General features: G+C 65.7%; 27 protein-coding genes. 12 read left to right on the forward strand and 15 right to left on the reverse strand.

Features of this window, described 5'->3' with window-relative positions:
• Positions 1–141: 141 nt before the first annotated feature.
• The 5 genes from EEB15_RS01080 to EEB15_RS01100 form a co-directional block, all read right to left on the reverse strand.
• The gene (locus tag EEB15_RS01080) at positions 142–1473 is read right to left on the reverse strand and encodes an ABC transporter substrate-binding protein (protein ID WP_141507679.1); all 1332 of its coding nucleotides are present in this window, start codon (positions 1471–1473) and stop codon (positions 142–144) included.
• Positions 1474–1561: 88 nt separating this feature from the next.
• Entirely contained in the window at positions 1562–2638 is a 1077-nt protein-coding gene (locus EEB15_RS01085; protein ID WP_141507680.1) for a branched-chain amino acid ABC transporter permease, read from the reverse strand.
• An 89-nt stretch (positions 2639–2727) separates the two neighbouring features.
• Positions 2728–3657, reverse strand: a complete 930-nt coding sequence (locus EEB15_RS01090) for a branched-chain amino acid ABC transporter permease (protein ID WP_141507681.1) — start codon at positions 3655–3657, stop codon at positions 2728–2730.
• Between the two features lie 9 nt (positions 3658–3666).
• Positions 3667–4488, reverse strand: coding sequence for an ABC transporter ATP-binding protein (locus tag EEB15_RS01095; protein ID WP_199236428.1), 822 nt, complete (start codon positions 4486–4488; stop codon positions 3667–3669).
• Positions 4485–6431 (reverse strand): long-chain fatty acid--CoA ligase, encoded by a 1947-nt coding sequence (locus EEB15_RS01100; protein ID WP_141507682.1) that lies wholly within the window; start codon positions 6429–6431, stop codon positions 4485–4487. Before EEB15_RS01100 ends, EEB15_RS01095 begins: the two co-directional genes overlap by 4 nt.
• A gap of 192 nt (positions 6432–6623) precedes the next feature.
• Between EEB15_RS01100 and EEB15_RS01105 the strand changes: the two genes are divergently transcribed.
• Positions 6624–7358 carry a Crp/Fnr family transcriptional regulator gene (locus EEB15_RS01105; RefSeq protein WP_141507683.1) on the forward strand — a complete coding sequence of 245 codons (735 nt, stop codon included), beginning with the start codon at positions 6624–6626 and terminating at the stop codon, positions 7356–7358.
• A 589-nt stretch (positions 7359–7947) separates the two neighbouring features.
• On the opposite strand, the gene EEB15_RS01110 is transcribed toward EEB15_RS01105, so the two are convergent.
• Positions 7948–9267: a glycosyltransferase family 4 protein gene (locus EEB15_RS01110; RefSeq protein ID WP_158289954.1), complete on the reverse strand. Its 1320-nt coding sequence runs from the start codon at positions 9265–9267 to the stop codon at positions 7948–7950.
• 44 nt (positions 9268–9311) lie between these two features.
• Here EEB15_RS01110 and EEB15_RS01115 point away from each other — a divergent pair, with 44 nt between their 5' ends.
• From EEB15_RS01115 to EEB15_RS01145, 7 genes are all read left to right on the forward strand, one after another.
• Entirely contained in the window at positions 9312–10079 is a 768-nt protein-coding gene (locus EEB15_RS01115) for a pseudouridine synthase (RefSeq protein ID WP_199236429.1), read from the forward strand.
• Positions 10080–10087: 8 nt separating this feature from the next.
• The gene (locus EEB15_RS01120; protein WP_141507685.1) at positions 10088–11110 is read left to right on the forward strand and encodes an ABC transporter substrate-binding protein; all 1023 of its coding nucleotides are present in this window, start codon (positions 10088–10090) and stop codon (positions 11108–11110) included.
• Positions 11111–11193: 83 nt separating this feature from the next.
• Positions 11194–11412, forward strand: coding sequence for a hypothetical protein (locus tag EEB15_RS01125; protein WP_141507686.1), 219 nt, complete (start codon positions 11194–11196; stop codon positions 11410–11412).
• Positions 11413–11421: 9 nt separating this feature from the next.
• Positions 11422–12132 carry a response regulator transcription factor gene (locus tag EEB15_RS01130; protein ID WP_141507687.1) on the forward strand — a complete coding sequence of 237 codons (711 nt, stop codon included), beginning with the start codon at positions 11422–11424 and terminating at the stop codon, positions 12130–12132.
• Positions 12129–13550: a HAMP domain-containing sensor histidine kinase gene (locus EEB15_RS01135; protein ID WP_233259294.1), complete on the forward strand. Its 1422-nt coding sequence runs from the start codon at positions 12129–12131 to the stop codon at positions 13548–13550. Before EEB15_RS01130 ends, EEB15_RS01135 begins: the two co-directional genes overlap by 4 nt.
• Before the next feature lie 235 nt (positions 13551–13785).
• The gene (locus tag EEB15_RS01140) at positions 13786–14148 is read left to right on the forward strand and encodes a DUF4148 domain-containing protein (RefSeq protein WP_141507688.1); all 363 of its coding nucleotides are present in this window, start codon (positions 13786–13788) and stop codon (positions 14146–14148) included.
• Positions 14149–14842: 694 nt separating this feature from the next.
• Entirely contained in the window at positions 14843–15136 is a 294-nt protein-coding gene (locus EEB15_RS01145) for a DUF4148 domain-containing protein (protein ID WP_141507689.1), read from the forward strand.
• A 73-nt stretch (positions 15137–15209) separates the two neighbouring features.
• Here the strand turns inward: EEB15_RS01145 and EEB15_RS01150 are convergent, their stop codons facing one another.
• Positions 15210–15449, reverse strand: coding sequence for a hypothetical protein (locus tag EEB15_RS01150; protein ID WP_141507690.1), 240 nt, complete (start codon positions 15447–15449; stop codon positions 15210–15212).
• Positions 15450–15738: 289 nt separating this feature from the next.
• On the opposite strand from EEB15_RS01150, the gene htpG reads away from it, so the two are divergent.
• Positions 15739–17673, forward strand: coding sequence for a molecular chaperone HtpG (gene htpG / locus EEB15_RS01155; protein WP_141507691.1), 1935 nt, complete (start codon positions 15739–15741; stop codon positions 17671–17673).
• A gap of 56 nt (positions 17674–17729) precedes the next feature.
• On the opposite strand, the gene EEB15_RS01160 is transcribed toward htpG, so the two are convergent.
• The 5 genes from EEB15_RS01160 to EEB15_RS01175 all read right to left on the reverse strand — a co-directional run bounded on the left by EEB15_RS01160 (position 17730) and on the right by EEB15_RS01175 (position 20961).
• Positions 17730–17996 (reverse strand): hypothetical protein, encoded by a 267-nt coding sequence (locus EEB15_RS01160; RefSeq protein WP_141507692.1) that lies wholly within the window; start codon positions 17994–17996, stop codon positions 17730–17732.
• Positions 17997–18050: 54 nt separating this feature from the next.
• Entirely contained in the window at positions 18051–18221 is a 171-nt protein-coding gene (locus EEB15_RS33930; RefSeq protein ID WP_199236430.1) for a hypothetical protein, read from the reverse strand.
• A gap of 380 nt (positions 18222–18601) precedes the next feature.
• Positions 18602–19174: a hypothetical protein gene (locus tag EEB15_RS01165; protein ID WP_233259295.1), complete on the reverse strand. Its 573-nt coding sequence runs from the start codon at positions 19172–19174 to the stop codon at positions 18602–18604.
• Between the two features lie 105 nt (positions 19175–19279).
• Positions 19280–19981: a substrate-binding domain-containing protein gene (locus tag EEB15_RS01170; protein WP_141507693.1), complete on the reverse strand. Its 702-nt coding sequence runs from the start codon at positions 19979–19981 to the stop codon at positions 19280–19282.
• 14 nt (positions 19982–19995) lie between these two features.
• Entirely contained in the window at positions 19996–20961 is a 966-nt protein-coding gene (locus EEB15_RS01175; RefSeq protein WP_141507694.1) for a tripartite tricarboxylate transporter substrate binding protein, read from the reverse strand.
• A 95-nt stretch (positions 20962–21056) separates the two neighbouring features.
• Between EEB15_RS01175 and EEB15_RS01180 the strand changes: the two genes are divergently transcribed.
• From EEB15_RS01180 to EEB15_RS34545, 3 genes are all read left to right on the forward strand, one after another.
• A complete protein-coding gene (locus EEB15_RS01180) occupies positions 21057–21932 on the forward strand; it encodes a fumarylacetoacetate hydrolase family protein (RefSeq protein WP_141507695.1) in 876 nt (291 codons plus the stop codon).
• A gap of 85 nt (positions 21933–22017) precedes the next feature.
• Positions 22018–22248, forward strand: a complete 231-nt coding sequence (locus EEB15_RS01185) for an addiction module protein (protein WP_141507696.1) — start codon at positions 22018–22020, stop codon at positions 22246–22248.
• Positions 22245–22538 carry a type II toxin-antitoxin system RelE/ParE family toxin gene (locus tag EEB15_RS34545; protein WP_141507697.1) on the forward strand — a complete coding sequence of 98 codons (294 nt, stop codon included), beginning with the start codon at positions 22245–22247 and terminating at the stop codon, positions 22536–22538. The genes EEB15_RS01185 and EEB15_RS34545 overlap by 4 nt, the downstream gene beginning before the upstream one ends.
• Positions 22539–22951: 413 nt before the next feature.
• Here the strand turns inward: EEB15_RS34545 and EEB15_RS01195 are convergent, their stop codons facing one another.
• Genes EEB15_RS01195 through EEB15_RS01205 form a run of 3 tightly spaced genes read right to left on the reverse strand, consistent with a single transcriptional unit; the run spans position 22952 to position 26181 of the window.
• Positions 22952–23956, reverse strand: coding sequence for a serine/threonine protein kinase (locus tag EEB15_RS01195; RefSeq protein WP_141507698.1), 1005 nt, complete (start codon positions 23954–23956; stop codon positions 22952–22954).
• The gene (locus tag EEB15_RS01200) at positions 23919–25433 is read right to left on the reverse strand and encodes a bifunctional serine/threonine-protein kinase/universal stress protein (protein WP_141507699.1); all 1515 of its coding nucleotides are present in this window, start codon (positions 25431–25433) and stop codon (positions 23919–23921) included. The genes EEB15_RS01195 and EEB15_RS01200 overlap by 38 nt, the downstream gene beginning before the upstream one ends.
• A gap of 4 nt (positions 25434–25437) precedes the next feature.
• Entirely contained in the window at positions 25438–26181 is a 744-nt protein-coding gene (locus EEB15_RS01205) for a metallophosphoesterase (protein ID WP_141507700.1), read from the reverse strand.
• Between the last annotated feature and the right edge of the window lie 57 nt (positions 26182–26238).

The raw sequence follows: 26238 nt of genomic DNA on the forward strand, positions 1-26238 counted from the left end.
GCCTTTACCAATCGAAAGGAGCGCATCGCGCGTCCCTTTCGATTGGCGGCTCCTTGGAGCCGCTGTCCCTCCCGCTTGGCGGGAGGGGTTGGGGGAGGGTGCCGTCAGTACAACCCTGCCAGGGTGATCGGCGCTAGCCGATCAAGACTGGCAATCCGCAGGCGTCCGCGGAGTCAGCTTCTTGTCGGCCGCGTATTTCGCTGCCGTGCTCTTCACCAGCGGCTTGATGATCTGCTCGTCGCCTTGCAGCCAGTCGGAGGTGAACTTCCAGGCCTTGCCGTCCCAGGTGTGAATGCGGGCCCACGCGGCGCCCATGTGATCCACACACGAAGTGCTGATCGGCCGCATCACGCCGGCGAAGCCCAGGCCGTCCAGCTTGGCCTGCGTGAGGTTCAGGTTCTCCAGGCCATAGCGCACCTGCTCACCGGTCATGACCTTGCCCTTGCCGAAGCGCTCTTGCGCCGCGCGGATGCCTTCCAGCGCCAGCATCGCGCTCATGGCGCCGCGCATGTACAGCACCTGACCGACTTCGTCCTTCGGGCCGGTGCCCTGGCCCTTGCCGTGCACCATCGCCAGGATGTCCTTGACCACCTTCGACTCCGGCTCGGCGCCGTGCTGCATGGTCACCGCGTTGTAGCCCTTGGCGCCATCGCCCACGTCCTTCACGTCCGGCTCGGCACCGGACCACCACACGCCATACATCTTCTCGCGCGGATAGCCGGTGGCCTGCGCTTCCTTGATGGCGGTGGAGTTCATCACGCCCCAGCCCCACAGCAAGGTGTAATCCGGGCGGGCCTGGCGAATCTGCAGCCAGGTGGCCTTCTGTTCCACACCCGGTGATGCGACCGGCAGCAGCTGCAGATCGAAGCCGTGCATGCGGCTGCGTTCCTGCAGCAGCGCGATCGGCTCCTTGCCATAGGGGCTGTCGTGGTAAACCAGCGCGATCTTCTTGCCCTTCAGCTTGTCGAGCCCGCCTTCCTTCTTGCCGATGGCCTGGATGATGGCGTCGGCGGCGACCCAGTAGGTGCCGGCGATCGGGAAGTTCCACTTGAACACGGTGCCGTCAGCGCTTTCGCTGCGGCCATAGCCGATGCTCACCACCGGGATCTTATCGACCGGTGCCTTCTCGGTGATCGCGAAGGTCGCGCCGGTGGACAGCGGCTGGATCAACGACGCGCCGCCGTTCTTGCCCTTCAGGCGCTCATAGCACTCGACGCTGCGGGCCGTGTCATAGCCGGTTTCGCACTCTTCCCAGCTGAGCTTCACCCCGTTGAGGCCGCCCTTGGCGTTCATCAGCTTGAAATAGTCGACATAACCGTTGGCCCATGGCGTCCCGTTGGGGGCGAACGGGCCGGTGCGGTACGAGAGTATCGGGATGAACTGTTCCTTGGCTTGCGCCAATGCGTTGGTCGTCGCGACCGACGCGAGGGCCGCAACTGCCGCCACGGCCAGTGCGATGTTTCGAAGCTTCATGGTTTGTCTCCTGTCATAAAAAACTGAGTTGCCAGTAAACGGGTATTGCGAAAGAAGGGCATCGGTACTTGCGAGTAAATCGTTGGCGCTAGTGCGGGAAGGGCCAGAGCCGCAGCTTCTGCTTGCCGGTGGACCAAAGCTTGGCCAGGCCGTGCGGCTCCACGATGAGGAACCAAACGATCAGGCCACCGAAGATCATCAGCTCCGCGTGCGAGACGCCGGCCGTGGACATCGTGATGCCGAACAACCCGGTGAGCCAGGGCAGGAACTGGTTCAGGAAGATCGGCAGCACCACGATGAAGGCCGCGCCGAAAAAGCTGCCCATGATCGAGCCCATGCCGCCGATGATCACCATGAACAGCAGGCGGAACGACATGTCGACCGAGAACGCCGCCGGCTCCCAGGCGCCCAGGTAGACAAAGGCCCACAGGGCGCCGGCCACGCCGATGATGAAGGAGCTGACCGCGAACGCCGTGAGCTTGGCGTACATCGGGCGAATGCCGATCACGGCCGCTGCGACGTCCATGTCGCGGATCGCCATCCACTCGCGGCCGATGGCGCTGCGCACCAGGTTCTTGGCCATCAGCGCGATGACGGTCAGCACGGCCAGGCAGAACAGGTACTTGCTGGTGGAGCTTTCGATCGGAATCCCGAACACCTGCAGGTTCGACACCGCCACCGATCCGGAAGGCGTGTCCAGCGTGAACCACTTGATGCGCAGGAACATCCAGTCAGAAAAGAACTGCGCCGCCAAAGTCGTCACCGCCAGGTACAGCCCCTTCACGCGCAGGCTGGGCAAGCCGAACAGCAGGCCGAACGCCGTGGCGCACAAACCGCCCAGGATCAGCGCGGGGATGAGCGGCAGGCCCGGCAGCCGCACAAAGAAGTTGTATGCGCCGTAAGCGCCGACGGCCATGAACGCGCCCGAGCCGAGCGAGATCTGCCCGCAGTAGCCCACCAGGATGTTCACGCCCAACGCCGCGAGCGACATGATCAGGAACGGGATGATGATGGCGCGAAACAGGTAGTCGCTGGCAAAGGCCGGCACGACGATGAACGCGACTGCGAGGATCAGCAGAATCGCCAGCCGGTCCTGCGAGATCGGGAAGATCTGCTGGTCGGCGCGGTAGCTGGTTTTGAATTGACCGTTTTCGCGGTAGATCATTGTTTAATTTCCGATCGATGATCTTTTAGCTCCGACTAACTTTGCTTCGCAAAGTAAGTCTGCGCTGAAAGATTTTTTACTCGCGTATTTCATACGCGATCAATAATCTTTTCGCCGAAGAGACCTTGCGGCCTCACCAGCAGGAAGCCCAGCGCCAACACATACGCGAACCAGATCTCGATGCCGCCGCCCAGATAGGGACCAAGGAACACCTCGGCCATCTTCTCGCCCACGCCCAGGATCAGGCCGCCGACGATGGCCCCCGGCACGGAGGTGAGACCGCCCAGGATCACCAACGGCAGCGCCTTCAGCGCCAGCACCGACAGCGAGAACTGCACGCCGAGCTTGCTGCCCCAGATCATCCCGGCCACCAGCGCCACGAAGCCGGCGACGCTCCAGACGATGACCCAGATGCGGTTGAGCGGGATGCCGATCGACTGCGCCGCCTGGTGGTCGTCGGCCACGGCGCGCAGGGCGCGGCCCGTGCCCGTGTACTGGAAGAACGCGGCCAGCGCCGCGACCAGTGCGGCAGCGATCACCGCGGCCGCCACGTCTTCCTTGTTGATCAGCAGGCCGCCCTGGAAGGTGCTCTCCAAGAGGAAGATCGGGTCCTTGGGCATGCCGATGTCGATCTTGTAGATCGACGAGCCGAAGATGGTCTGACCGAAACCATCGAGAAAGTACGAGACGCCCAACGTCGCCATCAGCAGCGCGACGCCTTCCTGGTTGACCAGCTTGCCCAGCACCAGCTTCTCGATCAGCCAGGCCATGATGACCATGACCACCATTGCGCAGACGAAGGCCAGCGAGTTGGCGAGCCACTTGCTCTCCAGCCCGGTCCACTGCGGAATCCATTCGGCAAAGCGCGCCATGGCCAGCGCCGCGAACAGCACCATCGCGCCCTGCGCGAAGTTGAAGACGCCGGATGCCTTGAAGATCAGCACGAAGCCGAGCGCCACCAGCGAATACAGCATGCCCGACATCAGGCCGCCGATGATTGTTTCGAGATAGGGACCCATTTGCCAGCCTTATTCGGAGGTGCCCAGGTAGGCCTTGATGACCTCCGGGTTGTTGCGTACTTCGTCGGGCGTGCCGTCGCCGATCTTCTTGCCGTAGTCGAGCACCACCACCCGGTCGCTGATGTCCATCACCACGCCCATGTCGTGCTCGATGAGGACGACGGTGGTTCCGAACTCGTCGTTCACGTCCAGCACGAAGCGGCACATGTCCTGCTTTTCTTCGACGTTCATGCCGGCCATGGGTTCGTCCAGCAGCAGCACCTGCGGCTCCATCGCGAGCGCCCGGCCCAGGTCGACGCGCTTTTGCAGTCCGTAGGGAAGTTGCCCGACCGGCGTCTTACGGAAGGCCTGGATCTCCAGGAAGTCGACGATGTGTTCGACGAACTCGCGGTGGCGGATCTCTTCGCGCTCGGCCGGCCCGATGCGCAGTGCCTGCATGAAGAGGTTGCTCTTGATGCGCAGGTTGCGCCCCGTCATGATGTTGTCGAGCACGCTCATGCCCTTGAAGAGCGCCAGGTTCTGGAAGGTGCGGGCGACGCCCATCACCGCCACCTGGTGGCTGTTCATGTGCTTGAAGGTCTGGCCGCGAAAGGTGATCGATCCCTGCTGCGGCTGGTACACGCCGTTGATGCAGTTGAGCATCGAGCTCTTGCCGGCGCCGTTGGGGCCGATGATGGCGCGGATCTCGTGCTCCTTCACATTGAAGGAGATGTCGGTGAGCGCTTTCACGCCGCCGAACGACAGCGAGATGTTGTTCACGTCGAGGATCACATCGCCCGTCTTGCGGGCGCCACTCGCGGCCAGGTGTTCGGCTTCGGTCATCATGTTCATGCTGCCACCTTCACCGGAGCGAATGTCTTGGTGTCGACGATCTTCAAGGTGGCGCTGACGCTGCCGGTGCGGCCGTCCTCGAACTTCACCTGCGTTTCGATGTACTGCTCGCTCTTGCCACCGTACAGCGCATCGACCAGAACCTGGTACTTTTCGGCGATAAAGCCGCGCCGGACCTTGTTGGTGCGCGTGAGCTCCCCGTCGTCCGCGTCCAGCTCCTTGTGCAGCACCAGGAAGCGGCTGACCTGCGATCCGGCCAGCAAAGCGTCGGCCGCCAGGTCGGCGTTGACCTTCTCCACGCAGTCCTTGATGAGTTCGTAGACCTCGGGTTTTTGCGCGAGATCGGTGTAGCCCGCGTAAGGCAGGTTGCGGCGTTCGGCCCAGTTGCCCACCGCGTCGAAGTCGATGTTGATCATGGCGCAGACGCGCTCGCGGCCGTCGCCATAGGCCACCGCTTCCTTGATGTAGGGGAAGAACTTCAGCTTGTTCTCGACGTACTTCGGGGCGAACATCGCGCCGTCGTTCGCGCCGCCGGCGATGCGGCCAACGTCCTTCACACGGTCGATGATCTTTAGGTGGCCCTGCGCATCGAGGAAGCCCGCGTCGCTGGTGTGGTACCAGCCGTCGGCGGTGAGCACCTCGGCCGTGGCCGCCGGGTTCTTGTAGTAGCCCTTGAGCAGGCCACCCGAGCGAACCAGGATTTCGCCGTTGTCGGCCACCTTGATCTCGACGCCGCTGATCGGAATGCCGACCGTGTCGGCCTTGGCCTGGTCGTCCGGCTGCAGGCACACGAACACGGCCGTCTCGGTCGAGCCGTACAGCTGCTTCAGGTTGATGCCGATGGATCGGTAGAAGGTGAACAGGTCGGGCCCGATCGCCTCGCCCGCCGTGTAGCCGACGCGCACGCGCGAGAAGCCCAGGTTGTTGCGCAGCGGCCCGTAAACCATCGCGTCGCCGAGCTTGTACATGACGCGATCGAGCAAGCCCACGGGCTTGTGGTCCATCAGCGCCGGGCCGACACGTTTCGCGAGATCCATGAACGCATGGAACATCTTCCGCTTGAGCCAACCGGCGTCTTCCATGCGGATCATCACGGTGGTGAGCAGGCCCTCGAACACACGCGGCGGTGCAAAGTAATAAGTCGGCCCGATCTCTTTCAGGTCGATCATCACGGTGCCCGACGACTCGGGGCAGTTCACGACGTAGCCGCAGCACAGCCACTGCGCGTAGCTGAAGATGTTCTGGCCGATCCACGCGGGTGGCAGGTAGGCCAGCACTTCCTCGCGGTGGGTGAGTTTGTCGAACTGCGCGCCAGCGTGCGCGCGGTCGAGCAGCGTGCGGTGCGAGTGCACCACGCCCTTCGGGTTACCGGTGGTGCCCGAGGTGTAGAACATCGCCGCGACGTCGTCGGGCTTCGCGTTCGCAACCACGTCCTGGAAGAACCCCGGGTTCTTCTGCGCAAAGGCTTCGCCCGCCGCGATCAGCGCGTCCAGCGACTGCAGGCCCGGCTCCGCGTACTTGCGCAGGCCACGCGGGTCGTCGTAATAGATGGCAGCGAGCTGAGGGCACTGCTCGCGCACTTCCAGCAGCTTGTCGACCTGCTCCTGGTCTTCGGCGAACGCGAAGCGCACCTCGGCGTTGTTGATCGGGAATACGCACTCGGCGGCCACCGCGTCCTGGTACAGCGGGATCGGGATCGCGCCCAGCGATTGCACGGCGAGCATCGTGGCGTACAAGCGCGGCCGGTTGGCACCGACCACCACCATGTGTTCGCCGGCAGCGAGGCCTGCGGCGTGCAGCCCGCAGGCGAGGTGACGCACCAGCTGCGCCATGTCGGCCCAGGTGTGCGTCTGCCAGATGCCGTATTCCTTCTCGCGCATGGCCGGATCGGCGGGGCGCTGGGCTGCGTGCTGAAGCAGCAGCCGCGGGAACGTCGTCTCCATTTGCGTGTCCTTATTCGAAGCTCGGGTGAGATGGGCGAATGCTAGAAGTCACTTTGACGTTCCGTTGTCTTTGCGACGACATTCCTAGGGAATGTCCTAGTAGGGGCTGTCCGGAGCTTGATTCGCGTCAACAAAACGCGGATGTCGCCCCCAATTGGAATCATTCGCCTTTGGAACGACAATTCCTTCGCCATGACCACCGATCTGACTTTGCACCAGCGGCGCCGCGACCCGACCGCCGAAGAGCTGGAGGGCATCCCGTGGCTGAAGGTCCTCAAGCCCGACGAATACGCGCGCGCCGCCGGCCAGGTGAGGGTGGGCGACGCGATGCCGGGCGACCATGTGTGCCGCATGGGGCGGCCGGTGACCTACTGGTTCGGTGTGGTCGAAGGCCTGCTCAAGATGAGCAGCGACAACGAGCAGGGCCAGACCATGACCTTCAGCGGCCTGCCGCCCGGCGGCTGGTTCGGCGAGGGCACCGTGCTCAAGCGCGAGACGTACCGCTACAACGTCTCGGCGCTGCGCAAGAGCGTGGTCGCCGGCTTGCCGGTCGACAGCTTCCATTGGCTGCTGGATCACTCCATCGGCTTCAACCGCTTCGTGATGAACCAGCTCAACGAGCGGCTGGCGCAGTTCATCGCCGCGCGCGAGATCGATCGCATGCACAACCCGGATCTGCGTGTAGCCCGTAGCTTGGCAGCGCTGTTCAACCCGGTGCTCTTCCCCGGCGTCGGCGATGTCTTGCGCATCACGCAGCAGGAGCTGGCCTACCTCGTCGGCCTGTCGCGTCAGCGGGTGAATGAGGCGCTGACGGCGCTCGAGGCACAGGGAACTATCCGCGTCGAATATGGCGGCCTGCGCATCCTGCGCCTGGAGGCGCTGCGTTCGAGCGCGTTCGCGCGCGGTTCTGCGCTTCCCGAGACTTAGACTCGCGTCTCACGTTTGGCGCTCGTAGACCTCGCGGCAAAGCTGTGCGTGGGCGGGCTGCGGCGCGATGGCTACGGCGTTCGGCATCGCCTGCTTCGCAAGCTCCTGCCGAATCCCTTGCGCCGGGAGACCCCGCGACCCGCGCGAAAAAACTCTCTCCGCTTTGCTCCGTTCAAACAATTTTCGCGAGCATGAAACGGTCGCACGGCTGAAGCCGTGCTGGGTCGCGGGGTCACCCGCCGCAAGCGCCTGGGCTCTATTCGCGCCGCAGCCCGCCCACGCACAGCTTCGCAAACCATTGAGGCGCGCAACCGGTGGGGTGCCACCGCTTCGCTGTCCGCCCGGGTTTCGGCACGCCACCGCAGGCCCGCCACGCGCTCACTGCAACGCCGTGCATGGCCGGGCCGCGGCGCGAATAAAGCTCAGCGCGGGGACTCCGGCAGGAGCTTGCGAAAGCGAGCGATGCCGGACGCCGTAGCCATCGCGCCGCGGCCCGGCCATGCACGGCGTTGCCGCGAGGTCCCAGTGTGGGGTTTTGCGCGCACGCGAGGCATGGATTGCGAATCAAGTCCGCAATCACAGCCTGAGGTCAAGCACGCGACGACTGCGCCAAAGCTGCGGGCACCGCCAGCGTCGGCAGCCGCAACGCCCGCGCAATCGCGTCTTCGTGCCGTGCCATCACCGCGCTCCAATCGAATTCGTCCCGCGCGCGTGCGCGTCCCGCGTTGGCCAACTGGGCGGCGAGTGCTGGTGTGTGCAGCACCCGCGCAATGGCGTCGGCCAGGGCCCCTGCGTCGGCGGGCGGAACCAGAACGCCGTTGACGCCATCGCGCACCACGCTGGGCGTGCCGCCGCTGGCGGTGGCCACCAGTGGCAGGCCGGCCGCGTTGGCTTCGCACAGCACGCGGCCCATGGTTTCGACGTCGCGCACGGCGCCGCCGGCGTGGCGGCTTTCGTAGCTCGCCAGCACGAACAGGTCGCTGGCCCAGAAGTAGGGCGGCACGTCGTCATGCGGCACGCGGCCCGCGAATCGCACCATGCCTTCGAGCCCGAGCGCCTTCGCCCGCGCCTCGTAGGTCTTGCGCCTGCGGCCGTCGCCGACGACGATGAGCTTCAGCCGTGGAAACGCGGACTGCAGCAGGGTCAACGCGTCGAGCAGCACCTCCACGCCCTTCTTGGTGACGAGCCGGCAGACGGTGAGCAGAACAACGTCGTCGGGCGCCAGGCCCAGTGCCGCGCGTGACGATTCACGCCCTCCGGGGCTTGGCGCGAAGCGCCGGCTGTCGACGCCGCCGGAGACCACGTCGATGCGCTCGCGCGCGATGCCGATGCCCATCAGCAGGCCGGCGGTGAATTCGCTATTGGCCAGGATGCCGCAGTGCCCGGCCGCCGCGTCACGCATCAGCTGCTCTCGGGCGCGGCGAAAGACGCGGTCGACCCAGTCGGGGTGCTGGCCATGCTCCAGCCACCAGCGCAGCCCGCGCTGCACCGCCTGCGACCCGATGGCGCGGCTGCAAAGCGGGTAGGGATAGCCCAGCCAGGGCCGAAGGATGTCGTTGCCGACCGATCGGCACAAGAGCGGGACCGCAGTGCGCGTCCGCAGCAATCCGTAGAACACCGTGGACGCGTAGACGGCGTCGGGTGCGAATTCGCGGATCCGCTGCAGGATCAGCGCGATGTTGTGCCAATACCCCAGCCGTGACAGGATGCGGCGAACCGGATAGCCGCACTCGGCATCGAAGGCTTGGGCCTGCGCGGCCAAGGCCGGATCGGCCACGCGGTACGTCAGCACTTCGATGGCGGCGCTGGTGCGCGCGAGGTGCGAAGCCAAGTGACGCGCGTGCGTCTGCATGCCGCCCACCGACGGGGGCGCTTCGGTCAACACCAGCAGCAGGCGGGGGCCGTCCATGCTCATCAGTTTAAGGCGTCCGAGGCGGCACAATCGGGTCTGCCATGGAACCAACGCAACCGACCTCCCGCCTCAACAAACGCATGGCCGAATTGGGCCTGTGCTCGCGACGGGAGGCCGACGACTGGATCTCGAAAGGCTGGGTGCGCGTGGACGGTGCGGTCGCGCCGATGGGGCTGCAGGTGGGGCCCCAGGCCAGGATCGAGGTCGATCCCAAGGCGCGTGGCCAGCAACAGCAGCAGGTCACCATCCTGTTGAACAAGCCGATGGGCTATGTCAGCGGCCAGGCCGAGGACGGCCACGAGCCGGCGGTGGTGCTGGTGCACGAGCGCAATCACTGGAAGGGCGACGCCTCGAAAGTGCGGTTCGCATCGTCGCAGCTGCGCGGCCTCGCACCCGCGGGGCGGCTGGACATCGACTCCATCGGCCTCCTCGTGCTCACGCAGGACGGCCGCGTGGCGCGCCAGCTGATCGGCGAAGACAGCGGCATGGAGAAGGAATACCTGGTGCGTGTGACGTTCGGCGAGGTGGCCGCCGACGTGCAGAAGGCATTTCCCCCGGCGCAGCTGGCCCGCCTGCGGCACGGCCTGTCGCTGGACGGCCAGCCGCTCAAGCCGGCCCAGGTGGAGTGGCAGAACCCTGAGCAGCTGCGTTTCGTGCTGACGGAAGGCAAGAAGCGGCAGATCCGCCGCATGTGCGAGCAGGTCGGCCTGAAGGTGGTGGGCTTGAAGCGGATCCGCATCGGCAAGGTGGTACTGGGTTCATTGCCCGTTGGACAATGGCGTTATCTCGCTCCGCACGAGCGCTTCTAGGACCTCACATGAAAACGGCAATCACTGCATTCACGTTGGCGCTGGGCTTCCTGGCGGGCGCGCAGGCCCAGACCGGCACCGTCAACGCGATCTGCAGCACCGACCAGCCCTGGTGTGAACTGGCGGCGAAGGAGTTCACGCGGGCCACCGGCATCCGGGTCAACCAGTCCCACAAGCCGACCGGCGAAGCCCAGGCGCAGTTGCGGGCGGAGGCTGCCAACCCCAAGACCGACATCTGGTGGGGCGGCACGGGCGATCCGTACTATCAGGCGGCCGAAGTCGGCCTGCTCGACGCGTACCGGCCCGACTACCTGGGCGACCTGCACGGCTGGTCCGTCCGGCAGTACGCGATGAGCCAGAACCACGTGGGCGGCTTCTACACCAGCGCCATCGGCTTCGGCTGGAACGAGGAGTTGCTGAAAAAGAAGAAGCTTCCCGCGCCCCGGTGCTGGAAGGACCTGCTGGACCCGCGCTACAAGGGCGAGATCGAAACCTCGCACCCCGGCTCCAGCGGCACGGGCTACACCATCGTCGCGGGACTCGTGCAGCTGATGGGCGAAGACCAGGCTTTCGACTACCTCAAGAAGCTGCACAAGAACGTCACGCAGTACACCCGCAGTGGCCAGGCCCAGGCGCGCAACGTCGCCAAGGGGGAAGTGGCGATCGGTGTGAGCTTCATCTTCGGATTCGACAACGAGCGGGTGACCAACAAGTTCCCGGTCTACTCGGCCGCGCCTTGCGAGGGCACGGGCTACGAGGTCGGCGGCATCGCGCTGGTCAAGGGTTCGCGCAACCGGGAAGCTGCGAAGCGCTACTACGACTGGCTGATGAGCCCCGAGGGCCAGCAGGTGGGTGCCCGGGCCAACAGCCTGCAGGTGCCGGCCAACAAGACCTTCAAGCCCGACCCGCGGATCCCCGCCCTGGACAATGTCCGGCTGGTCAAATACGACTTCGAGAAGTACGGAAAGGCCGCCGAACGGCGCCGTCTGCTCGACCGTTGGGTCAAGGAAGTGGAGTCTCAGCCGCGTTAAGAAGCCCTAGAGGCCCCTGTCCAGGCTAATTCGGGGCTAAATATCCGGGCATAAGCTGTGGCTATTCCAATCAAGGAAGCACCATGCACACCCATCCGCTCCAACACCTGGCACTGGCTTTGCTCCTGTTTTTCGGCGTGGCCGGCACCGCCGTCGCGGCGGCCGCCGCCTGGGTTTTCGGCCTGACTGCCTGGCTGGCTTGCGTTGCCCTGCTGCTTTCGGCGATGCTGGTGGCCGGCGCCGTGAAACTCTATGAAGCATGGCGCGAGGCCCGCTGGGATGCGGGCCAGACGCTGCGATAGGAAGCCAAGATGCGTGTCCTGCTGGTGGAAGACGACGAGATGATCGGCCAGAGCCTGAAGCAGGCCCTGGGCGCCAACGGCTGGTCGGTCGATTGGGTCAAGGAAGGGCTGCTCGCGCAAAGCGCGATGGCCGACGGCGGCTACGCCTGCGTGCTGCTGGACCTGGGCCTGCCCAAGCGGGACGGCATCGAAGTGCTGCGCAAGGCGCGCAGCGTCGGCGACCACACGCCCGTGCTGGTGCTCACCGCGCGGGACGGCATCGACGAACGCATCACCGGCCTGGACGTGGGCGCAGACGACTACCTGGTCAAACCCTACGAATTCCGCGAGCTGCTGGCGCGCATGCGTGCGGTGATCCGCCGCCGCGACGGCAGCGCCCATTCGGTCATCGGCGGCGCCGATGTTCAGCTGGACCTCACCACGCGTGAAGTGCTGGTTCAGGGCGAGCGTTCCCAACTGTCGGCGCGTGAATTTGCGCTGCTCCATGCGCTGCTGGAGCGGCCCGGCGCCATCCTGTCGCGCGACCAGCTCGAAAGCCGCATCTATGGCTGGGGCGAAGAGGTGAGTAGCAACGCGGTCGACGTCCTGATCCACGGCATGCGGCGCAAGCTGGGGGCCGACACCATCCGCAACGTGCGCGGCCTGGGCTGGCGCATCGCGGCTTCCGGGCCGATGCCGGCGGCAGCCACCACGACTGCACCCGCCGGGAGCACGCCATGATGAAATTCCACAGCGCCGGCGCCGCGACGGTGCAGGGCTTTCCACAGGGCGGTTCGAACGCCGGAAAGCGTTTCCATGTGTTCCCGGAAGGGCGCATGTGCTCGCTCCGGCGCGTGTTGCTGATGTGGCTGGTGCCGCTGTTCCTGATCGTGGGCGCCGCTTCGGCCGCGTTCTCGTATTGGAGCTACAGCACGATGGTGCGGGAGTTCATGGACAGCCAGATGTCGCTGCTGGGCGAATCCATCGCCATGCAGGACGAACACCTGGTGCCGACCGTGCCCTCCGCTGAGCGGATCCACAAATGGGGTGCATACGTCGTGGAGGTGTACGGCACCGACGGGAAGCTCGAGGTTTCGTCCTGGCCCCGCCTGGTCGCCGGCCCGCAGGCCGCCGCCGGTTTTGCCGACATTCGCATCGACGGCGGCTCCTGGCGCGTGTATTCCACCGACCCCGCGGCCCATGGCGGCCGCCGCATCCAGGTGTTCCAGAGCGGCATGTTCCGCGCGCACCTCGCGGCAGAGCGGGCCGGCGCGGCGATCGCACCGGTGCTGATCCTGCTGCCGCTCGCCATCCTGATCCTGTGGGGTGTTTCCGGGGCGATGTCGCGTGCCGTGCAGGACATCGGCCGCCAAGCCGCCCAGCAGGACGAGCACACCATCGCCGAACTGCCGCTGGACCGCGTGCCCTACGAGCTCAGGCCGATGGTGGTGTCTTTCAACAGCCTGCTCGCGCGGCTGCGCGATGCCTTCGCCGCGCAGCGCCGCTTCGTGCAGGACGCCGCGCACGAGTTGCGCACACCGATCACCGCGGTGGCGCTGCAGCTGGAGAACGTGCGCGCCGACATGCCCGCCGGTGCCTGCCAGCAAAGCTTTGGCCAGCTCGAAGCCGGTGTGAGCCGTGCCCAGCGCCTGATCGACCAATTGCTCAAGCTGTCGCGCCAGGAAGCGCCGATGGTGGAAACGGTGGCGAGCGTTGACCTGCACGCGCAGCTGCATGAAAGCATGAACGCCCTGATCGCACTGGCGGACCAGCGCAACATCGATCTCGGCCTGGTGGGGCCGGAGCTTCAAGGGCCTGCACCCTGCTGGCCCTGTTCCGCGCACGACCTGCGCAGCGTGATCGACAACCTGATCGAGAACGCGTTGCGCTACACGCCCGAAGGCGGCGTGGTGGACGTGCGGCTCGTGACCGACGGCGCGAAGCCCGCGATCGAAGTGATCGACACCGGCCCGGGCATCCCGCCCGACCTGCTGCCGCGTGTGTTCGACCGCTTCTTCCGTGTGCCCGGCAGCAATGCTCGCGGCAGCGGCCTGGGCCTGTCGATCGCGCAATCGGCCGCGCAGCGCTGCGGCCTGCGCATCAGCCTGCGCAACCGCGACGATCGCAGCGGCCTCGTCGCGCGCATCGAGCCCGCGTAAACACGTCATCCCCGCGCAGGCGAGGACCCAGGGCGCCCGGATGCCCTGAATTCCCGCCTGCGCGGGAATGACGGCAAGTTCATCGACTCGGGCAAGACACATCTTCTTGCTAACCCGCAGCTAAGCAAACGCTAAGCCCCACCTAAAGACCGGCGCCTACAGTTCATTCACGGTTGATGCAGACAACAAGACACCAACCGAAATGTTCATCTCTACACACTGAAAGGTCTCCATCATGAATTCCAAAGCCATCCTCGCCATCGCCGCTTTCGCAGCTCTTGCCGGCACCGCCGCTCGCGCCGACGACATCACCGTCGACAACACGCCCTTCAATTCGGTGAAGACCCGCGCTGAAGTGCAAGCCGAACTGACGCAGTTCCAGAAGTCCGGCGTCAACCCCTGGTCGATCCGCTACAACCAGCTCGCCGGCTTCCAGTCGACCAAGAGCCGCGCACAAGTGCAGGCCGAATACGTCACCGAGCGCAACCAGGTCGCAGCGCTGACGGCTGAAGACAGCGGTTCCGCCTACCTGACGCAAGTCGCAGCTTCGCGCCAAGTGGGCACCACGCTGGCCGGCACGCCCGTCAACGGCCAATGAGCGCAACAAACGCGGGCTCGTCCCGCATCAAAGAAAAACCGCCTCTTGAGGCGGTTTTTCTTTGGCCCTGTGCTCGGAGCGCTGCACTTTGCGTTCTGAGACCTCGCGGCAACGCCGCACACGGCTGGGCCGCGGCGCGATGGCTACGACGTCCGGCATCGCCTGCTTCGCAGGCTCCTGCCGGATACCCCGCGCTGAACGGTCTTGCGGCCCGCGCGGCATAACTCCCTGCGCTTCGCTCCGGTCAGACAGATGCCGCGAGCATGAAACAAGGGGCCGCAAGACCGTCCACCGCGGGCGTCTGGGCTTTACTCGCGCCGCGGCCCAGCCGTGCGCGGCGTTGCAGTGAGATGGTGGCATGCCAGCGGTGGCGTGCTGAAATCCCGGCGGCCGACTAAGCATGGGCAAGCGACCAGTGGCGCGCTCAGAGGGTGGTGCGAAGCTGTGCGTGAGCGGGCTGCGGCGCGAGTAAAGCCCAGGCGACTGGGGTGGGTGGCCCCGCGGCCCAGCATGGCGGCGAGAGCGTGCAAAGCGCGCGTATCGCATCGTGCTAACTCTCAGCTAAGCCAACGCTAAGCCTCGCCTAAATAGCGGCGCCTACAGTTCATTCACGGTTGATGCTGAAGACAAACAAAGACACCAACCGCAAATTTTTTAACCCAGTCTCTCTTCACTCACTTTGAAAGGTTCCATCATGAACACCAAGTCCATCCTCGCCGTCGCCGCTTTCGCCGCCATCGCTTCCACCGGTGCTTACGCCGACGAAGCCGACTCGTCGCAGTTCGCCGTCAAGTTCGAAGGCAACCGCACCCGCGCTGAAGTGATCGCCGAAGCCTCCACCGTGTCGGCCACCCGCAGCACCGAGCCGGCTGGTTCGCGCGTTGCCGCTCCGCTGAAGTCCGGCACCGACGTGAAGGTCGTGCGCGCTCAAGCCGCAGAGGCCGTGCGCCTGGGCCAGATATCTTTCGGCGAAGCCCGCCCGCTGTAAACAGCGCCGCATTCCTCCAGAGAAACAAAAAACGCCCTTCGGGGCGTTTTTTTGTTTTGAGGGCGCAACGAAGCTAGAAGGTGATCGTGAGCACCGCGCCGCGGGCGGGAACCACGGCGGCGTGCAGCGGCTCTGCGGCCTCACGCGCCGCCAGGTCGATGCTGACGGTACCGCTCATGGCAGGCTCGAACGCCGCATGCACAGGCACCAGCTCCAGCGGCAAGGTCAGCGTGTGGGCGTCCCGGATAGCCTGCGCCGCAGTGCCGGAAGACTCCAGCACGAAGGCGGAAAACGGCAGCAGGTCGATGTTCATGGGCTTGGGGCGATTCGGGCGATGTTTAGGGAACCAGCAGGGGCGCGGTAGGCGATATTCTTAGGGCTGGGTGCGTTGAGGTAATGTAACGAGCTGTTTACCCTTCGCCAAGCATCTTGCGCCTTTCCGGCCGTTCAAAGTTGGGCTCGCGTCGACTTTTTCACGAGAAGGCGTCCGGGCTCGTCTCTCGCGTACATTTCCCTGCGCCCGAGGCGGTCTTGAAAACCGCGGCGCCGGCCCCAAGGTCAGGGGCGGTCAAAGCTTTCCTTTTCGTCCGAGAAAAATTGCCATGAGCCAGAAACAAACCCTCTCCTTCCAGGCCGAAGTGGCCCAGCTGCTGCACCTTGTCACCCATTCGCTCTATTCGAACAAGGAGATCTTCCTGCGGGAGTTGATTTCCAATGCCTCCGACGCCTGCGACAAGCTCCGCTTCGAGGCGCTGAACAACACCGGGCTGTATGAAGACGCGCCCAACCTGGAAGTGCGAATCAGCTTCGACAAAGACGCAAAGACGCTCACGATCGCCGACAACGGCATCGGCCTGTCGCAGCAGGAGGCGATCGACAACCTGGGAACCATCGCCAAGAGCGGCACCCGTGAATTCATGAACCGCCTCTCAGGCGACCAGAAGGCCGACGCGCAGCTCATCGGCCAGTTCGGCGTGGGCTTCTATTCAGGCTTCATCGTGGCCGACAAAATCACGGTCGAGTCGCGCCGCGCCGGCCTGCCGCCCGAAGAAGGCGTGCTTTGGGTCAGCACCGGCGCCGGCGACTTCGAAGTCGAAAGCATCGCCCGTCCCGCACGCGGCACCAGCGTGACGTTGCACCTGCGCGAAGACGCGTCGGACTACCTTTCCACCTGGAAGCTCAAATCGATTGTCGGCAAGTACTCCGACCACATCTCGCTGCCCATCCTCATGCAGAAGGAAGAATGGAAAGAGGGCGAGGAAGCATCAGGAGGCCCCGCCGGGGCCACGACGGGCGGCTCCATGGTCGTCACCGACGAGTGGGAGACGGTCAACCAGGCCAGCGCGCTGTGGACGCGGCCCCGCAAGGACATCACCGCCGAGCAGTACCAGGAGTTCTACAAGCAGATCAGCCACGACCACGAAGCGCCGCTGGCCTGGGCGCACAACCGCGTCGAGGGCTCGACCGAGTACATCCAGCTGCTCTACATCCCGTCGCACGCGCCTTTCGACCTCTTCAACCGTGACAAGGTGGCGGGCGTCAAGCTGTACGTCAAGCGCGTCTTCATCATGGACGAGGCCGAATCGCTGCTGCCCGCGTACCTGCGTTTCGTCAAGGGCGTGATCGATTCTTCGGATCTGCCCCTGAACGTGAGCCGCGAACTGCTGCAGGAAAGCCGCGACGTGAAAGCGATTCGCGAAGGCTCGACCAAGCGCGTGCTGGGCATGCTCGAAGAGATGGCCAAAGCCGAGAAGCAGGACGGCGCGTCGGAGGAAGACAAGAGCAAGTACGCGAAGTTCTACGCCGAGTTCGGCGCGGTGCTCAAGGAAGGCCTGGGTGAAGACTTCACCAACCGCGACCGTTTGGCTAGCCTGCTGCGCTTTGCCTCGACCAGTTCCGACACGACGAGCGTTTCGCTGGCGGACTACAAGGCGCGCATGAAGGAAGGCCAGGAGGCCATCTACTACATCACGGCCGACACGCTCGCCGCGGCGAAGAACAGCCCGCAGCTGGAGGTGTTCCGCAAGAAAGGCATCGAAGTCCTGCTGATGACCGATCGCGTGGACGAGTGGGCGCTGAACTACCTGAACGAATTCGACGGCACGCCGCTGCAATCGGTGGCCAAGGGCGCGGTCGACCTGGGCAAGCTGCAGGACGAAGCCGAGAAGAAGGCCGCGGAAGAGGCGGCCGAAGCCTTCAAGCCGGTGCTGGACAGGTTGAAGGAAGCGCTCAAGGACAAGGCGCAGGACGTGCGCATCACCACGCGCCTGGTCGATTCACCCGCTTGCCTGGTGGTGTCGGACCAGGGCATGAGCATGCAACTGGCGCGGATGCTGAAGCAGGCGGGGCAGAAGGCCCCTGAGGTCAAACCGGTGCTGGAGGTGAACCCCGAGCACGCCCTCGTGAAGAAGCTCGAAGGGTCCGATCGCTTCGACGACCTGGCGCACATCCTGTTCGACCAGGCCCTGCTGGCGGAGGGTGGCCTGCCGGAAGACCCCGCTGCCTACGTCCGGCGCGTGAATTCGCTGCTCGCTTAAAAAAAGAAGGGCCCCGTCGGGGCCCTTCTTACAACTGCGGGGATCACAGGCGCACATCACAGGCGCGTAACGCCGAGGATCGTTCCCACCAGCTTGCCATCGACATACAGCGCGCCTTCCGGGGCGCCGCTGTCGCCATACAAGGCGTGGAACTCGACGGTGCCCAGCGGCAGCGCACGTGCGGCGCGCGCGGCACTTTGCCTGAGGGCCAACTGCGTGAGCAGCTTGCTGGCGGCCTGCAAGGCGTCGGCCACGAGGTGAAGCAACGTGGCGCTCAAGGGGCGGGTCGTATCGGTGTCGGCCCAGCTCAAGGTCTTGGTCATTTCTCTTCTCCAGGAGGGCCGCCCCGCGCAGTGTGTGCTGTGGCGGCCCGGGTTTCAGGGGCTGTGGTTTCTCAATCGGCCGAGCTCGCGTCGCAGGGCCTGGGCGGCTTGCTGGCGGACGCCGTGGCCGGCGGTTTCGTGTCGGCCCGCCTGGCGCATGCGCGCCGCTGCGACCAGCGGGTTGCGTGGCTTGCGGGAACTGAGGGTCAAGGCGTTGGTATTCATCGAACGTTCTCCAGGAAAGGGGCCGCAAAAAGCAAAACGGCCCGGGGGCAATGCCACCGGGCCGTTCGCACCGCCTGCAAAAATCAGCAGGCTGGGGTGCGATGCCCCGGGGGGTTGTCGGCTCGCGATACAAAGGACTCATTGCCGCTACGGATACGCGGTGCGCCTGCCACGCACGAGAGGCGGGCGGCAACCAGGGTGATCGAAGGGGCGATGAAGAGCATGTACTGCGGGCTGGGTTGAGGGGATGGGCCTCGTCGACTGCCAAAACCGTCGACTTGCGCAAATGATAAAGAAATGTACTTTTTGCGCAAGTGATATTTATCACTAGACCTGGACGCGGCTGCGCCTGTCGCGTCCAGGCGACAGGGCGCGCGCGGTCAGCGCTTGCGTTTGAGGGGGGCGACGCCGGCCTGGGAGCGCTGCCACACGGCGTGGGCGTCGTCCTCGGCGCTGGGGGCGGGGCTGCGTGTGGCGGGAGCGGGCGCTGCCGGTGGGGCGCCGGTGGCAGCCGGCATCAGCACCTCGCCCAGCAGGTCCAGCAGGCGGGTGCGGGCGCGTTGCGGATGGCGCCGGTAGTAGGTGAGCACCAGCCCGACGATGAAACGCTCGTCGTCGTCCTGGGGCACGGGGCTCTCGCCGGCAGGCGGCGCGGCCGTACGCTGCGCGACTTGCCCGCCTGCGGCCGCGCCGTGGGACACGTCCATCCAGCCGGAAGGCTTGTGGCACAGCACCTCGAACTGGCGCGCCAGCCGTTCGCCGATCTGGCGGGAGCGGCTCTTGATCTGGCTCCAGTAGCTGGGCTGGATCTGCAGTCTTTCGGCGAAGCGCCCCTCCAGCCCGCGCAGGGTGGCGGTGTCGGGGTCTTTGACGGTATTGCGGACGAATTCGTCGAATAACGCCAGTGCGTTGTCCCGCCGGATCTGGGCAACGTCATGCTGGCCTGCTTGCATGGACCGCAATGATAAATCTTTCTGCATCTTGTGGTGCAGATGGCGATGCAATTGATAAAGGCAAGGGCGGCATGGCAAAAGCCGCGTCGCCCTGGGCCGGGGCACTCAAGCGGCGTCGAACCCGCCCTGGCGGCGCAGCGTGGCGCTCTCGTTGCCTGCCAGCAATTCGATCAGCGCCGCGGCTGCCGCCGGCTGTGCGCTGCGGCTGCACACCGCGGCTGTGTAGATGGTCGCCAGCTCGAACTTGTCGGGCAGCACGCCGGCCAGCTTCACGCCCGGCGTGTAGAGGATTTCAGTGACCTGGGTGCAGCCCACCAGGCTGTCGCCCGGCGCCGCCGCCATCTCGCGCATCGCGGTCACGCCGTTCGGGAAGGGCCGCAGGTGGGCCGCCCGCTCCTGGTCGAGGCCCAGCGTGCGCAGAACCTTCATGAAGTGGATGCCCGCAGTGGCCTTTTGCGGATCGGGGAAGTAGATGCCCTCGGCCTTGCGCAACAGGGCTTCGAGTGCCTTGGACGTTTCCACCGGCGGCAACGGCGCGCTCGCCTTCACCGCCACACCGGTTTTCACGCGTCCCAGCGCCCGGGCGCTGTTGGGGCGCATTTGGCCCTTGGACGCCAGTTGGGAAATCTGCTCGCCGGTGAGGATCATCACGTCGCAAGGCTCGCCGGCCAGCAGCTTCTCGCGCATGAGGCCGACGGGACCGAACGTGCCCTCGATCTTGCAACCGTGCCGGGCCGCGAACTGCTCCTGCAGTTGCACGACGAGGCCTTGCGCGGCGCCGCCGCTGAGAACGTGAAGCGTATCCATGTTGTTCGGTACCTTTATTCGACCTTGCCGATCTTCTTGACCACGTCCACCATGCGGCGGACGTCGGCCTGCACGTACTTCTCGAAATCCGGCGTGTCCTGGTACAGCACCGGGCTGCCGGCGTTCAGGATCACGTCCTTGACCTTGGCGTCGTTCGCCGCTGCGCGCGCGGCGGCGCGAAGGCGCTGCGCGACGGGCTCGGGCGTGGCCGCGGGGATGAACAAACCGGACCACTGCGCGTACTCGGCGTCGTAGCCCGCGTCCTTGAGGGAAGGCACGTCGGGCAGCGCGTCGAGCCGGCCGTTACCCCAGTGCGCCAGCACCCGCACCTTGCCTGCCTTCACATGCTGCAGCACCGTGGCCGGACCGGTGGAGACCGCGTCGATCTGGCCGCCGAGCAGCGCGACGATGGCGGGCGCCGCGCCGGTGAAGGGCACGTGCGTCATCTTGATGCCGGCGTTCTGCGCGAGGATTTCCATCGGGACGTGCATCGTGCCGTAGTTGCCGGACGAGCCGTAGTTGATGGCGCCCGGGCGCTTCTTCACGTCTTCCACGAAGTCCTTGACGGTTTTCCACGGCGCATCGGCACGCACCGCCAGCACCGTCGGGTCGGCCGTGAAGCGCGCAATCGGGCGCAGGGCGTTGAAGCTGTACATGGGCGCACGGCCGAGCAGCGCGTCGGCCTCCGGGATCACGCTGAAAGACGACAGCGCCATCAAGACGGTGTAGCCGTCGGCCGGCGCTTTCGCCGCTTGCGCCATGCCGATGCCGCCGCCGGCGCCGCCCTTGTTTTCGATCACCACGGGCTGGCCGAGCTCACGCGACATCGCCTCAGCCACAGGGCGCGCGACGATGTCCGCCAGGCCGCCCGCCGGGAACGGCACGATCATCGTGATGGGCTTGGACGGATAAGGCGTTTGCGCACCGGCGAGCCCGGCCGCGAACAACAAGGCGGAAGCGATGAGCAGGCGGCGATGCATGACGCGAATCTCCTGTGACGAGTGGCCCGAATTTTGGTTAGCATGCTACGTTCGCTACGCCATCGCGAGAGAGTTTTCCCCATGAAGTATTCCCTATGAAGATCGCCGCTTACACCCATCAGGGCCAGCCCGCTGTGGGGCTGGTTTCAGCCGACCTGAAAGAAGTCCGCCCGCTGGACTTGCCTGCTCATCTGCGGGCGTTTGGCGCGCTGCCTGTGATCGAGGCGCTGGCCCGTGGCGAGCCGATGCCGGCGCTGGGCCCGGCCGTGGCGCTGGAGCACATCCAACTCACCGCACCGCTGCCTCGGCCGCGCCGCAACATCTTCTGCGTCGGAAAGAACTATCACGCGCACGCGAAGGAGTTTGCGGGCAGCGGCTTCGACAGCAGCGCGAAGGCGGGCGGCGACATCCCCACCGTACCCATCTATTTCACCAAGGTGCCGGAGTCGGTGATCGGGCCGAACGAACCCATCCTCGTCGTGCCCGAAGTGTCCACGGCGATCGACTACGAAGCAGAGCTCGCAGTAGTGATCGGCACGGGAGGAAAGGGTATCAAGGCCGCGGATGCGATGAAGCACGTGTGGGGCTACACCATCATCAACGACGTGACGGCGCGCGACTGGCAGAGCCGCCACATGCAATGGGTGCTGGGCAAGTCGTTCGACACCTTCTGCCCGATGGGCCCGTGGCTGGTCAGCGCGGACGAGTGCGACGGCACGAAGACCAGCGTGCGCTGCTACGTCAACGGCGAGGAGCGGCAGAACGCGTCGACCACCGACCTGATCTTCGACATCCCGACGCTGATCGAGACGCTGTCGGCCGGCATCACCTTGTACCCCGGCGACGTCATCGCCACCGGCACGCCGGCCGGTGTTGGCATCGGCTTCAAACCGCCGAAGTACATGAAGGCGGGAGATGTGGTGCGGGTGGAGATCGACGGGATCGGGGTGCTGGAGAGCCCGGTTCGCTGACATGCTGGGGCGTCGGTTCGATGTGGCTCCCGCACTGGGCAACTGCTAAGATGTGACGAGTTACGTTGTACGCCGGAGGCTCGCAATGACCCACTCCAGTATCGAAGAACTTGAATCTGCCGCGTTGCAGTTGCCGCAGCCTCAGCGCGCCCAATTGGCCGAGCGGTTGCTTGCGAGCCTGGACGAGGATGACGAGGTTCTCGCTGCGTGGGTGGAACAGGCCGAACTGCGAGCCGATGCGCTGGAAAGCGGGCAGTCCGTCGCTATTCCGATCGATGAGGCCATCGCTCAGGCTCGCGCGGGCCTGCGCCCGTGAACCTTGTCGTTGAAGCGCAGGCGCAGGCCGAGCTCAACGACGCGCGAGACTACTATCTTGAGCACGCATCCGCGAATATCGCGAGAGCGTTCCTGGAGCAATTCGAGCGCGCTGTAAATCTTCTGCGTATGCATCCTGCCCTTGGCACTCCGGTATCGGCTCGATTGCGCAAGTTGCCGCTTCGCCGATTTCCATACTGGTTGATTTATCGGCTTCATGGCGAAACGCTCAGCATCCTGGCCGTCGCGCACCAGCGGCGCCGACCGGGGTATTGGAGTCGGTGGCGTTGAGCGTGGCCGGGCTTCGCATATCTTCGCTAGACAATGAAAATGCGCGATACCGGTAGCTGGCGCTTGGTTGTCGACCCTCCTCCGGCCATTCAGCCAGACCGGAAAATCTGCCTCTGACGCGCGATAGTGCTGACATTGGTTGGCGGGTTCTCTCTCCAACCAATGTCATAGCTCCCTCTCTCACCCTGGATAGCTACAGTCAGTCCGTCAGCCCCTGCACAGCCTCCGGCGGGAAAGAAAATTCGCAATGGTTGTCGAACTCCACGACGATCTTGTGACTGCGGGCGTTGAACTTGGCCGCAATCGCCAATGGCGTGTCTGAATCCCTGCGTCGCCCGCGTGCACTGGCTTCTCGAGCCTGGGCTTGCGAAATCCTGCTGGTCATACCCATTCTGTAAAAAGTCCACCAAGCCCTACACCACCAGCGCCGGCTCTTCCATCGCCTCGATCTGCTCCTCCAGCATCAGCACCTGGCCCTGCCAGTAGTCGCTGCTGCCGAACCACGGGAAGTTGATCGGAAAGATCGGGTCGTCCCAACGCCGCGCGAGCCATGCGCTGTAGTGGATCAGACGCAGCGTACGCAGCGGTTCGATCAGCGCGAGTTCCGCGCGGTCGAACTCGCGCATCTGTTCGTAGCCGTCGACCAGCGCGCCGAGTTGCCGTTGTCGTTGCGCCCGGTCGCCGGACAGCAGCATCCACAGGTCCTGCACCGCCGGCCCGGTGCGCGCGTCGTCGAGGTCGACGAAGTGCGGCCCCGCATCGGGCGTCCACAAGATGTTGCCGGGGTGGCAGTCCCCGTGCAGGCGGATCATCTTGATGTCGCGGTCCACGCGGTTGCCCAGCACGGTGTCGGCGATCATGCCCAGCGCCTTTTCACACTGCCTTTCCCATGCCGATTGCACGTCGAGCGGAATCATGTGGTGTTGCAGGAGCCAGTCGCGCGGCTCGACGCCGAAGGTCTTGAGGTCGAGCGCCGGGCGCGTTTCGAATGGCTTCGTTCTGCCCACCATGTGGATGCGCGCCAGGAAGCGGCCGATCCATTCCAGCACTTCCGTGTCGTCCAGTTCCGGCGCGCGGCCGCCGCGGCGCGGGCTCACGCTGAAGGCGAAGCCCTCGTGATGGTGCAGCGTCGCGCCATTCAATACCAGCGGCGCGACGGCGGGTACTTCGGCCGCCGCCAGCTCGGCGGAGAAGGCATGCTCTTCGAGGATCTGGGCTTCGCTCCAGCGGCCGGGCCGGTAGAACTTGGCGACCACCGCGCTGTGGCCTTCGACGGGTTCTTCCAGGTGCGCCTGGTAGACACGGTTTTCGTAGGAGCTCAGCGCCAGCAGGCGGCCGTCGCCGTGCAGGCCGACCGAGGCCAGCGCGTCCATGACCGCGTCAGGCGTGAGTGTTTGATAGGGGTGGGCCGTCGACATTCGGCATTGTCGCCTCTGGCTGCACGGTTACATCCGCGGCGCCGCTTCCCAGCCGGTCGAACGGCAGGCGCTGCTTGACCAGCATCACGCTGCAGGGCGCATCCATGGCAACGCGCACGGGCACGGTGGTAATGAGCCGCTGCAACTTCAGCCCATGCGTCGCCGCGCCGAGGATCATCAGACTGACGTCGTTGGCGCGCGAATAGCTCAGCAAAGCGGCCGCGACATCGCCGGACTCGAGCACGTGGAACGAGACCGGATGGGTCTGCAACTCCAGGCCTTGCGCCCACTGCCGGAGCCTATCCAGCTGGGAGCGGTGCACCTCCGTCTCGCTGATGCGCGAATCGGTGGCGTCGGTGTCGCCGGGGGCGATGACGGTCACGCAAGCCAGGCGCGCGCCCGGCCGCAGGCCCAGCGAACGCCCGGTGGCGCTGCGCAGGGAAAACAGCGTCGCGTCGGTCGCGTCCCGCCACGGCACCGCCACCATCACGATCGGAGCCTGCTCGATTTGCGCGGACGGCAGGGGGCTGGGCTGGTAGTGGAGACCGGCGGCTCTGAACCAGCGCTTGAGGTGGACTCGCCAGGACGTTCGAGTGGTGCGCTCGCCCCGCGCACCCACGAGCACCTGGTCCGGGTACGCGAGGTCGAACGCCAGCTGCGCGGCGGAACCGTAGCGCCGGCCGGCTTCGGGCTCCAGGCAGCGCAGGATGACCTCCTGCAGCCAGGCAGGGATTTGCGGGTCGTGCGCGCGCGGCGGCGCCGGGTCCATCCACAGACGCTGGCGCAGGCCACCGCGCGTTTCCGGATGGCCGAAGGGCAGCTCGCCGGTCGCCAGCTCGTAGAGCATCACGCCGATGGCGAACACGTCGCTGCGCGGGTCGCCGCGCACGCCCACCACCTGCTCCGGCGCGATCCACGGCGGCGAGCCGATGGCGACCCGCATCTCTTCGGCCAGCAGGTCCGGATAGTGGGCATGCCAGCTCAGGCCGAAGTCCAGCAGCACCGCGCTGCCGTCGGGCCGGATCATCACGTTGCCGGGCTTCAAGTCCAGGTGCACGGCGTCCTGCTCGTGCAGGCTGTGCGCGGCCGTGGCCATGGCCGCTCCGAGCCGTGCGATCTCCCGCGCATCGGGACGCCGCCGTTCCAACGTCGCGCGGTCGAGCCGATGCTGCAAAGGCTCGCCATCGATGTGCTCCATCACGAGGTAGGGCAGCCGCGCGAGATCGCCCGCGGCGACGAATCTGGGCACGTGCGGCCCGGCGAGTACCTGCAGCAACTGGTACTCGACTTCGAAGCTCACGATGTTTTCGGCGCCGTCGCCGGGCGTCATGCGCGGCACCTTCATCACCATCGGGAACGCGGCCGCGCGCGCGGGATCGGCGTAAGTCACTGCATAGATATGCGCCATCCCCCCGGCATGCAGGCAGTCGCCAACGAGGAATCCGTCGATGCGGGTGCTGGGTTCCAGCAGCTTCATCGTGTCAGGTTCCCTCGGCCAGCCGCGCCGCATCGGCCTCGGGCAGGCCGGCGGCACGGATGGCGCGCGCGGCGGCCGCGTGGTCGTAAGGCACTCGCAGGAAAGTGAGCGTCAGCGCCGCGGCGTCGAACAGCGCATACATCGCGTCGCTGCGGCCGTCGCGGGGCTGGCCGGTCGAGCCCACGGTGGCCAGCCAGCGCCGATGGCGCTGCACCGGTATCGCGATGCCGGGCGTCGGCTCGAACGGCATGGCCTTGCCCGAGGCGCCGCGATAGAAAAGCCGCTGTTCATGCACGTGGCCGCCGAACACGTGGGTCGCACCCCCCGCGTGGTCGAGGCTGTCGCCCGCGCGCCGGGCGTCCACCACGTAGGTCCACTTCGCCGGGTCATGCGTGCTGGCGTGTACCAGCAGGATGAAGTCCTGGCGCAGCGTGAGCGGGAGCGCCGAGAGGAAATCGCGTTGTGCGGCGGTGAGCTGCGTCGCCGTCCAAGCGGCACCGGCTTGGTCGGCGCGGTCGCTGCCCGGGGTCGGTGCCAACGCGGCGTCGTCATGGTTTCCGCGCACCACCCATGCGCCTTGCGCCGCCATCTCCATCACGGTGTTCATCACCGGACCCGGATCGCCGCCATAGCCCACGAGGTCCCCGAGAAAAGCGTACTGGTCCGCGCCGCGAGTCCGTGCATCGGCCAGGCATGCGTCGAGCGCTTGCCGGTTCGCGTGCAGGTCGGACAGGAGGGCGAGTTTCACAAAGCGATTCGGTCGAGCTTCCCATCATCCGCCGTCGGCCTCGCTGGGCACCGGCCG

Origin of the sequence: Ramlibacter sp. WS9, assembly GCF_003797765.1 — a bacterium.
In the GTDB taxonomy this organism is placed as follows: Bacteria; Pseudomonadota; Gammaproteobacteria; order Burkholderiales; family Burkholderiaceae_C; genus Ramlibacter.

What these genes read in the sequence shown, in the direction of transcription:
- EEB15_RS01140 (WP_141507688.1), top strand. Translation starts at nt 13,786, where the DNA reads ATGAATTCCAAAGCCATCCTCGCCATCGCCGCTTTCGCAGCTCTTGCC.
- EEB15_RS01090 (WP_141507681.1), bottom strand. Translation starts at nt 3,657, where the DNA reads ATGGGTCCCTATCTCGAAACAATCATCGGCGGCCTGATGTCGGGCATG.
- EEB15_RS01115 (WP_199236429.1), top strand. Translation starts at nt 9,312, where the DNA reads ATGGAACCAACGCAACCGACCTCCCGCCTCAACAAACGCATGGCCGAA.
- EEB15_RS01095 (WP_199236428.1), bottom strand. Translation starts at nt 4,488, where the DNA reads ATGAACATGATGACCGAAGCCGAACACCTGGCCGCGAGTGGCGCCCGC.
- EEB15_RS01135 (WP_233259294.1), top strand. Translation starts at nt 12,129, where the DNA reads ATGATGAAATTCCACAGCGCCGGCGCCGCGACGGTGCAGGGCTTTCCA.
- EEB15_RS01130 (WP_141507687.1), top strand. Translation starts at nt 11,422, where the DNA reads ATGCGTGTCCTGCTGGTGGAAGACGACGAGATGATCGGCCAGAGCCTG.
- EEB15_RS01145 (WP_141507689.1), top strand. Translation starts at nt 14,843, where the DNA reads ATGAACACCAAGTCCATCCTCGCCGTCGCCGCTTTCGCCGCCATCGCT.
- EEB15_RS33930 (WP_199236430.1), bottom strand. Translation starts at nt 18,221, where the DNA reads ATGAATACCAACGCCTTGACCCTCAGTTCCCGCAAGCCACGCAACCCG.
- EEB15_RS01110 (WP_158289954.1), bottom strand. Translation starts at nt 9,267, where the DNA reads ATGGACGGCCCCCGCCTGCTGCTGGTGTTGACCGAAGCGCCCCCGTCG.
- EEB15_RS01080 (WP_141507679.1), bottom strand. Translation starts at nt 1,473, where the DNA reads ATGAAGCTTCGAAACATCGCACTGGCCGTGGCGGCAGTTGCGGCCCTC.
- EEB15_RS01120 (WP_141507685.1), top strand. Translation starts at nt 10,088, where the DNA reads ATGAAAACGGCAATCACTGCATTCACGTTGGCGCTGGGCTTCCTGGCG.
- EEB15_RS01100 (WP_141507682.1), bottom strand. Translation starts at nt 6,431, where the DNA reads ATGGAGACGACGTTCCCGCGGCTGCTGCTTCAGCACGCAGCCCAGCGC.
- EEB15_RS01165 (WP_233259295.1), bottom strand. Translation starts at nt 19,174, where the DNA reads ATGCAAGCAGGCCAGCATGACGTTGCCCAGATCCGGCGGGACAACGCA.
- EEB15_RS01185 (WP_141507696.1), top strand. Translation starts at nt 22,018, where the DNA reads ATGACCCACTCCAGTATCGAAGAACTTGAATCTGCCGCGTTGCAGTTG.
- EEB15_RS01200 (WP_141507699.1), bottom strand. Translation starts at nt 25,433, where the DNA reads ATGAAGCTGCTGGAACCCAGCACCCGCATCGACGGATTCCTCGTTGGC.
- EEB15_RS01170 (WP_141507693.1), bottom strand. Translation starts at nt 19,981, where the DNA reads ATGGATACGCTTCACGTTCTCAGCGGCGGCGCCGCGCAAGGCCTCGTC.
- EEB15_RS01160 (WP_141507692.1), bottom strand. Translation starts at nt 17,996, where the DNA reads ATGACCAAGACCTTGAGCTGGGCCGACACCGATACGACCCGCCCCTTG.
- EEB15_RS01150 (WP_141507690.1), bottom strand. Translation starts at nt 15,449, where the DNA reads ATGAACATCGACCTGCTGCCGTTTTCCGCCTTCGTGCTGGAGTCTTCC.
- EEB15_RS01105 (WP_141507683.1), top strand. Translation starts at nt 6,624, where the DNA reads ATGACCACCGATCTGACTTTGCACCAGCGGCGCCGCGACCCGACCGCC.
- EEB15_RS01085 (WP_141507680.1), bottom strand. Translation starts at nt 2,638, where the DNA reads ATGATCTACCGCGAAAACGGTCAATTCAAAACCAGCTACCGCGCCGAC.
- EEB15_RS01125 (WP_141507686.1), top strand. Translation starts at nt 11,194, where the DNA reads ATGCACACCCATCCGCTCCAACACCTGGCACTGGCTTTGCTCCTGTTT.
- EEB15_RS01195 (WP_141507698.1), bottom strand. Translation starts at nt 23,956, where the DNA reads ATGTCGACGGCCCACCCCTATCAAACACTCACGCCTGACGCGGTCATG.
- htpG (WP_141507691.1), top strand. Translation starts at nt 15,739, where the DNA reads ATGAGCCAGAAACAAACCCTCTCCTTCCAGGCCGAAGTGGCCCAGCTG.
- EEB15_RS01175 (WP_141507694.1), bottom strand. Translation starts at nt 20,961, where the DNA reads ATGCATCGCCGCCTGCTCATCGCTTCCGCCTTGTTGTTCGCGGCCGGG.
- EEB15_RS01180 (WP_141507695.1), top strand. Translation starts at nt 21,057, where the DNA reads ATGAAGATCGCCGCTTACACCCATCAGGGCCAGCCCGCTGTGGGGCTG.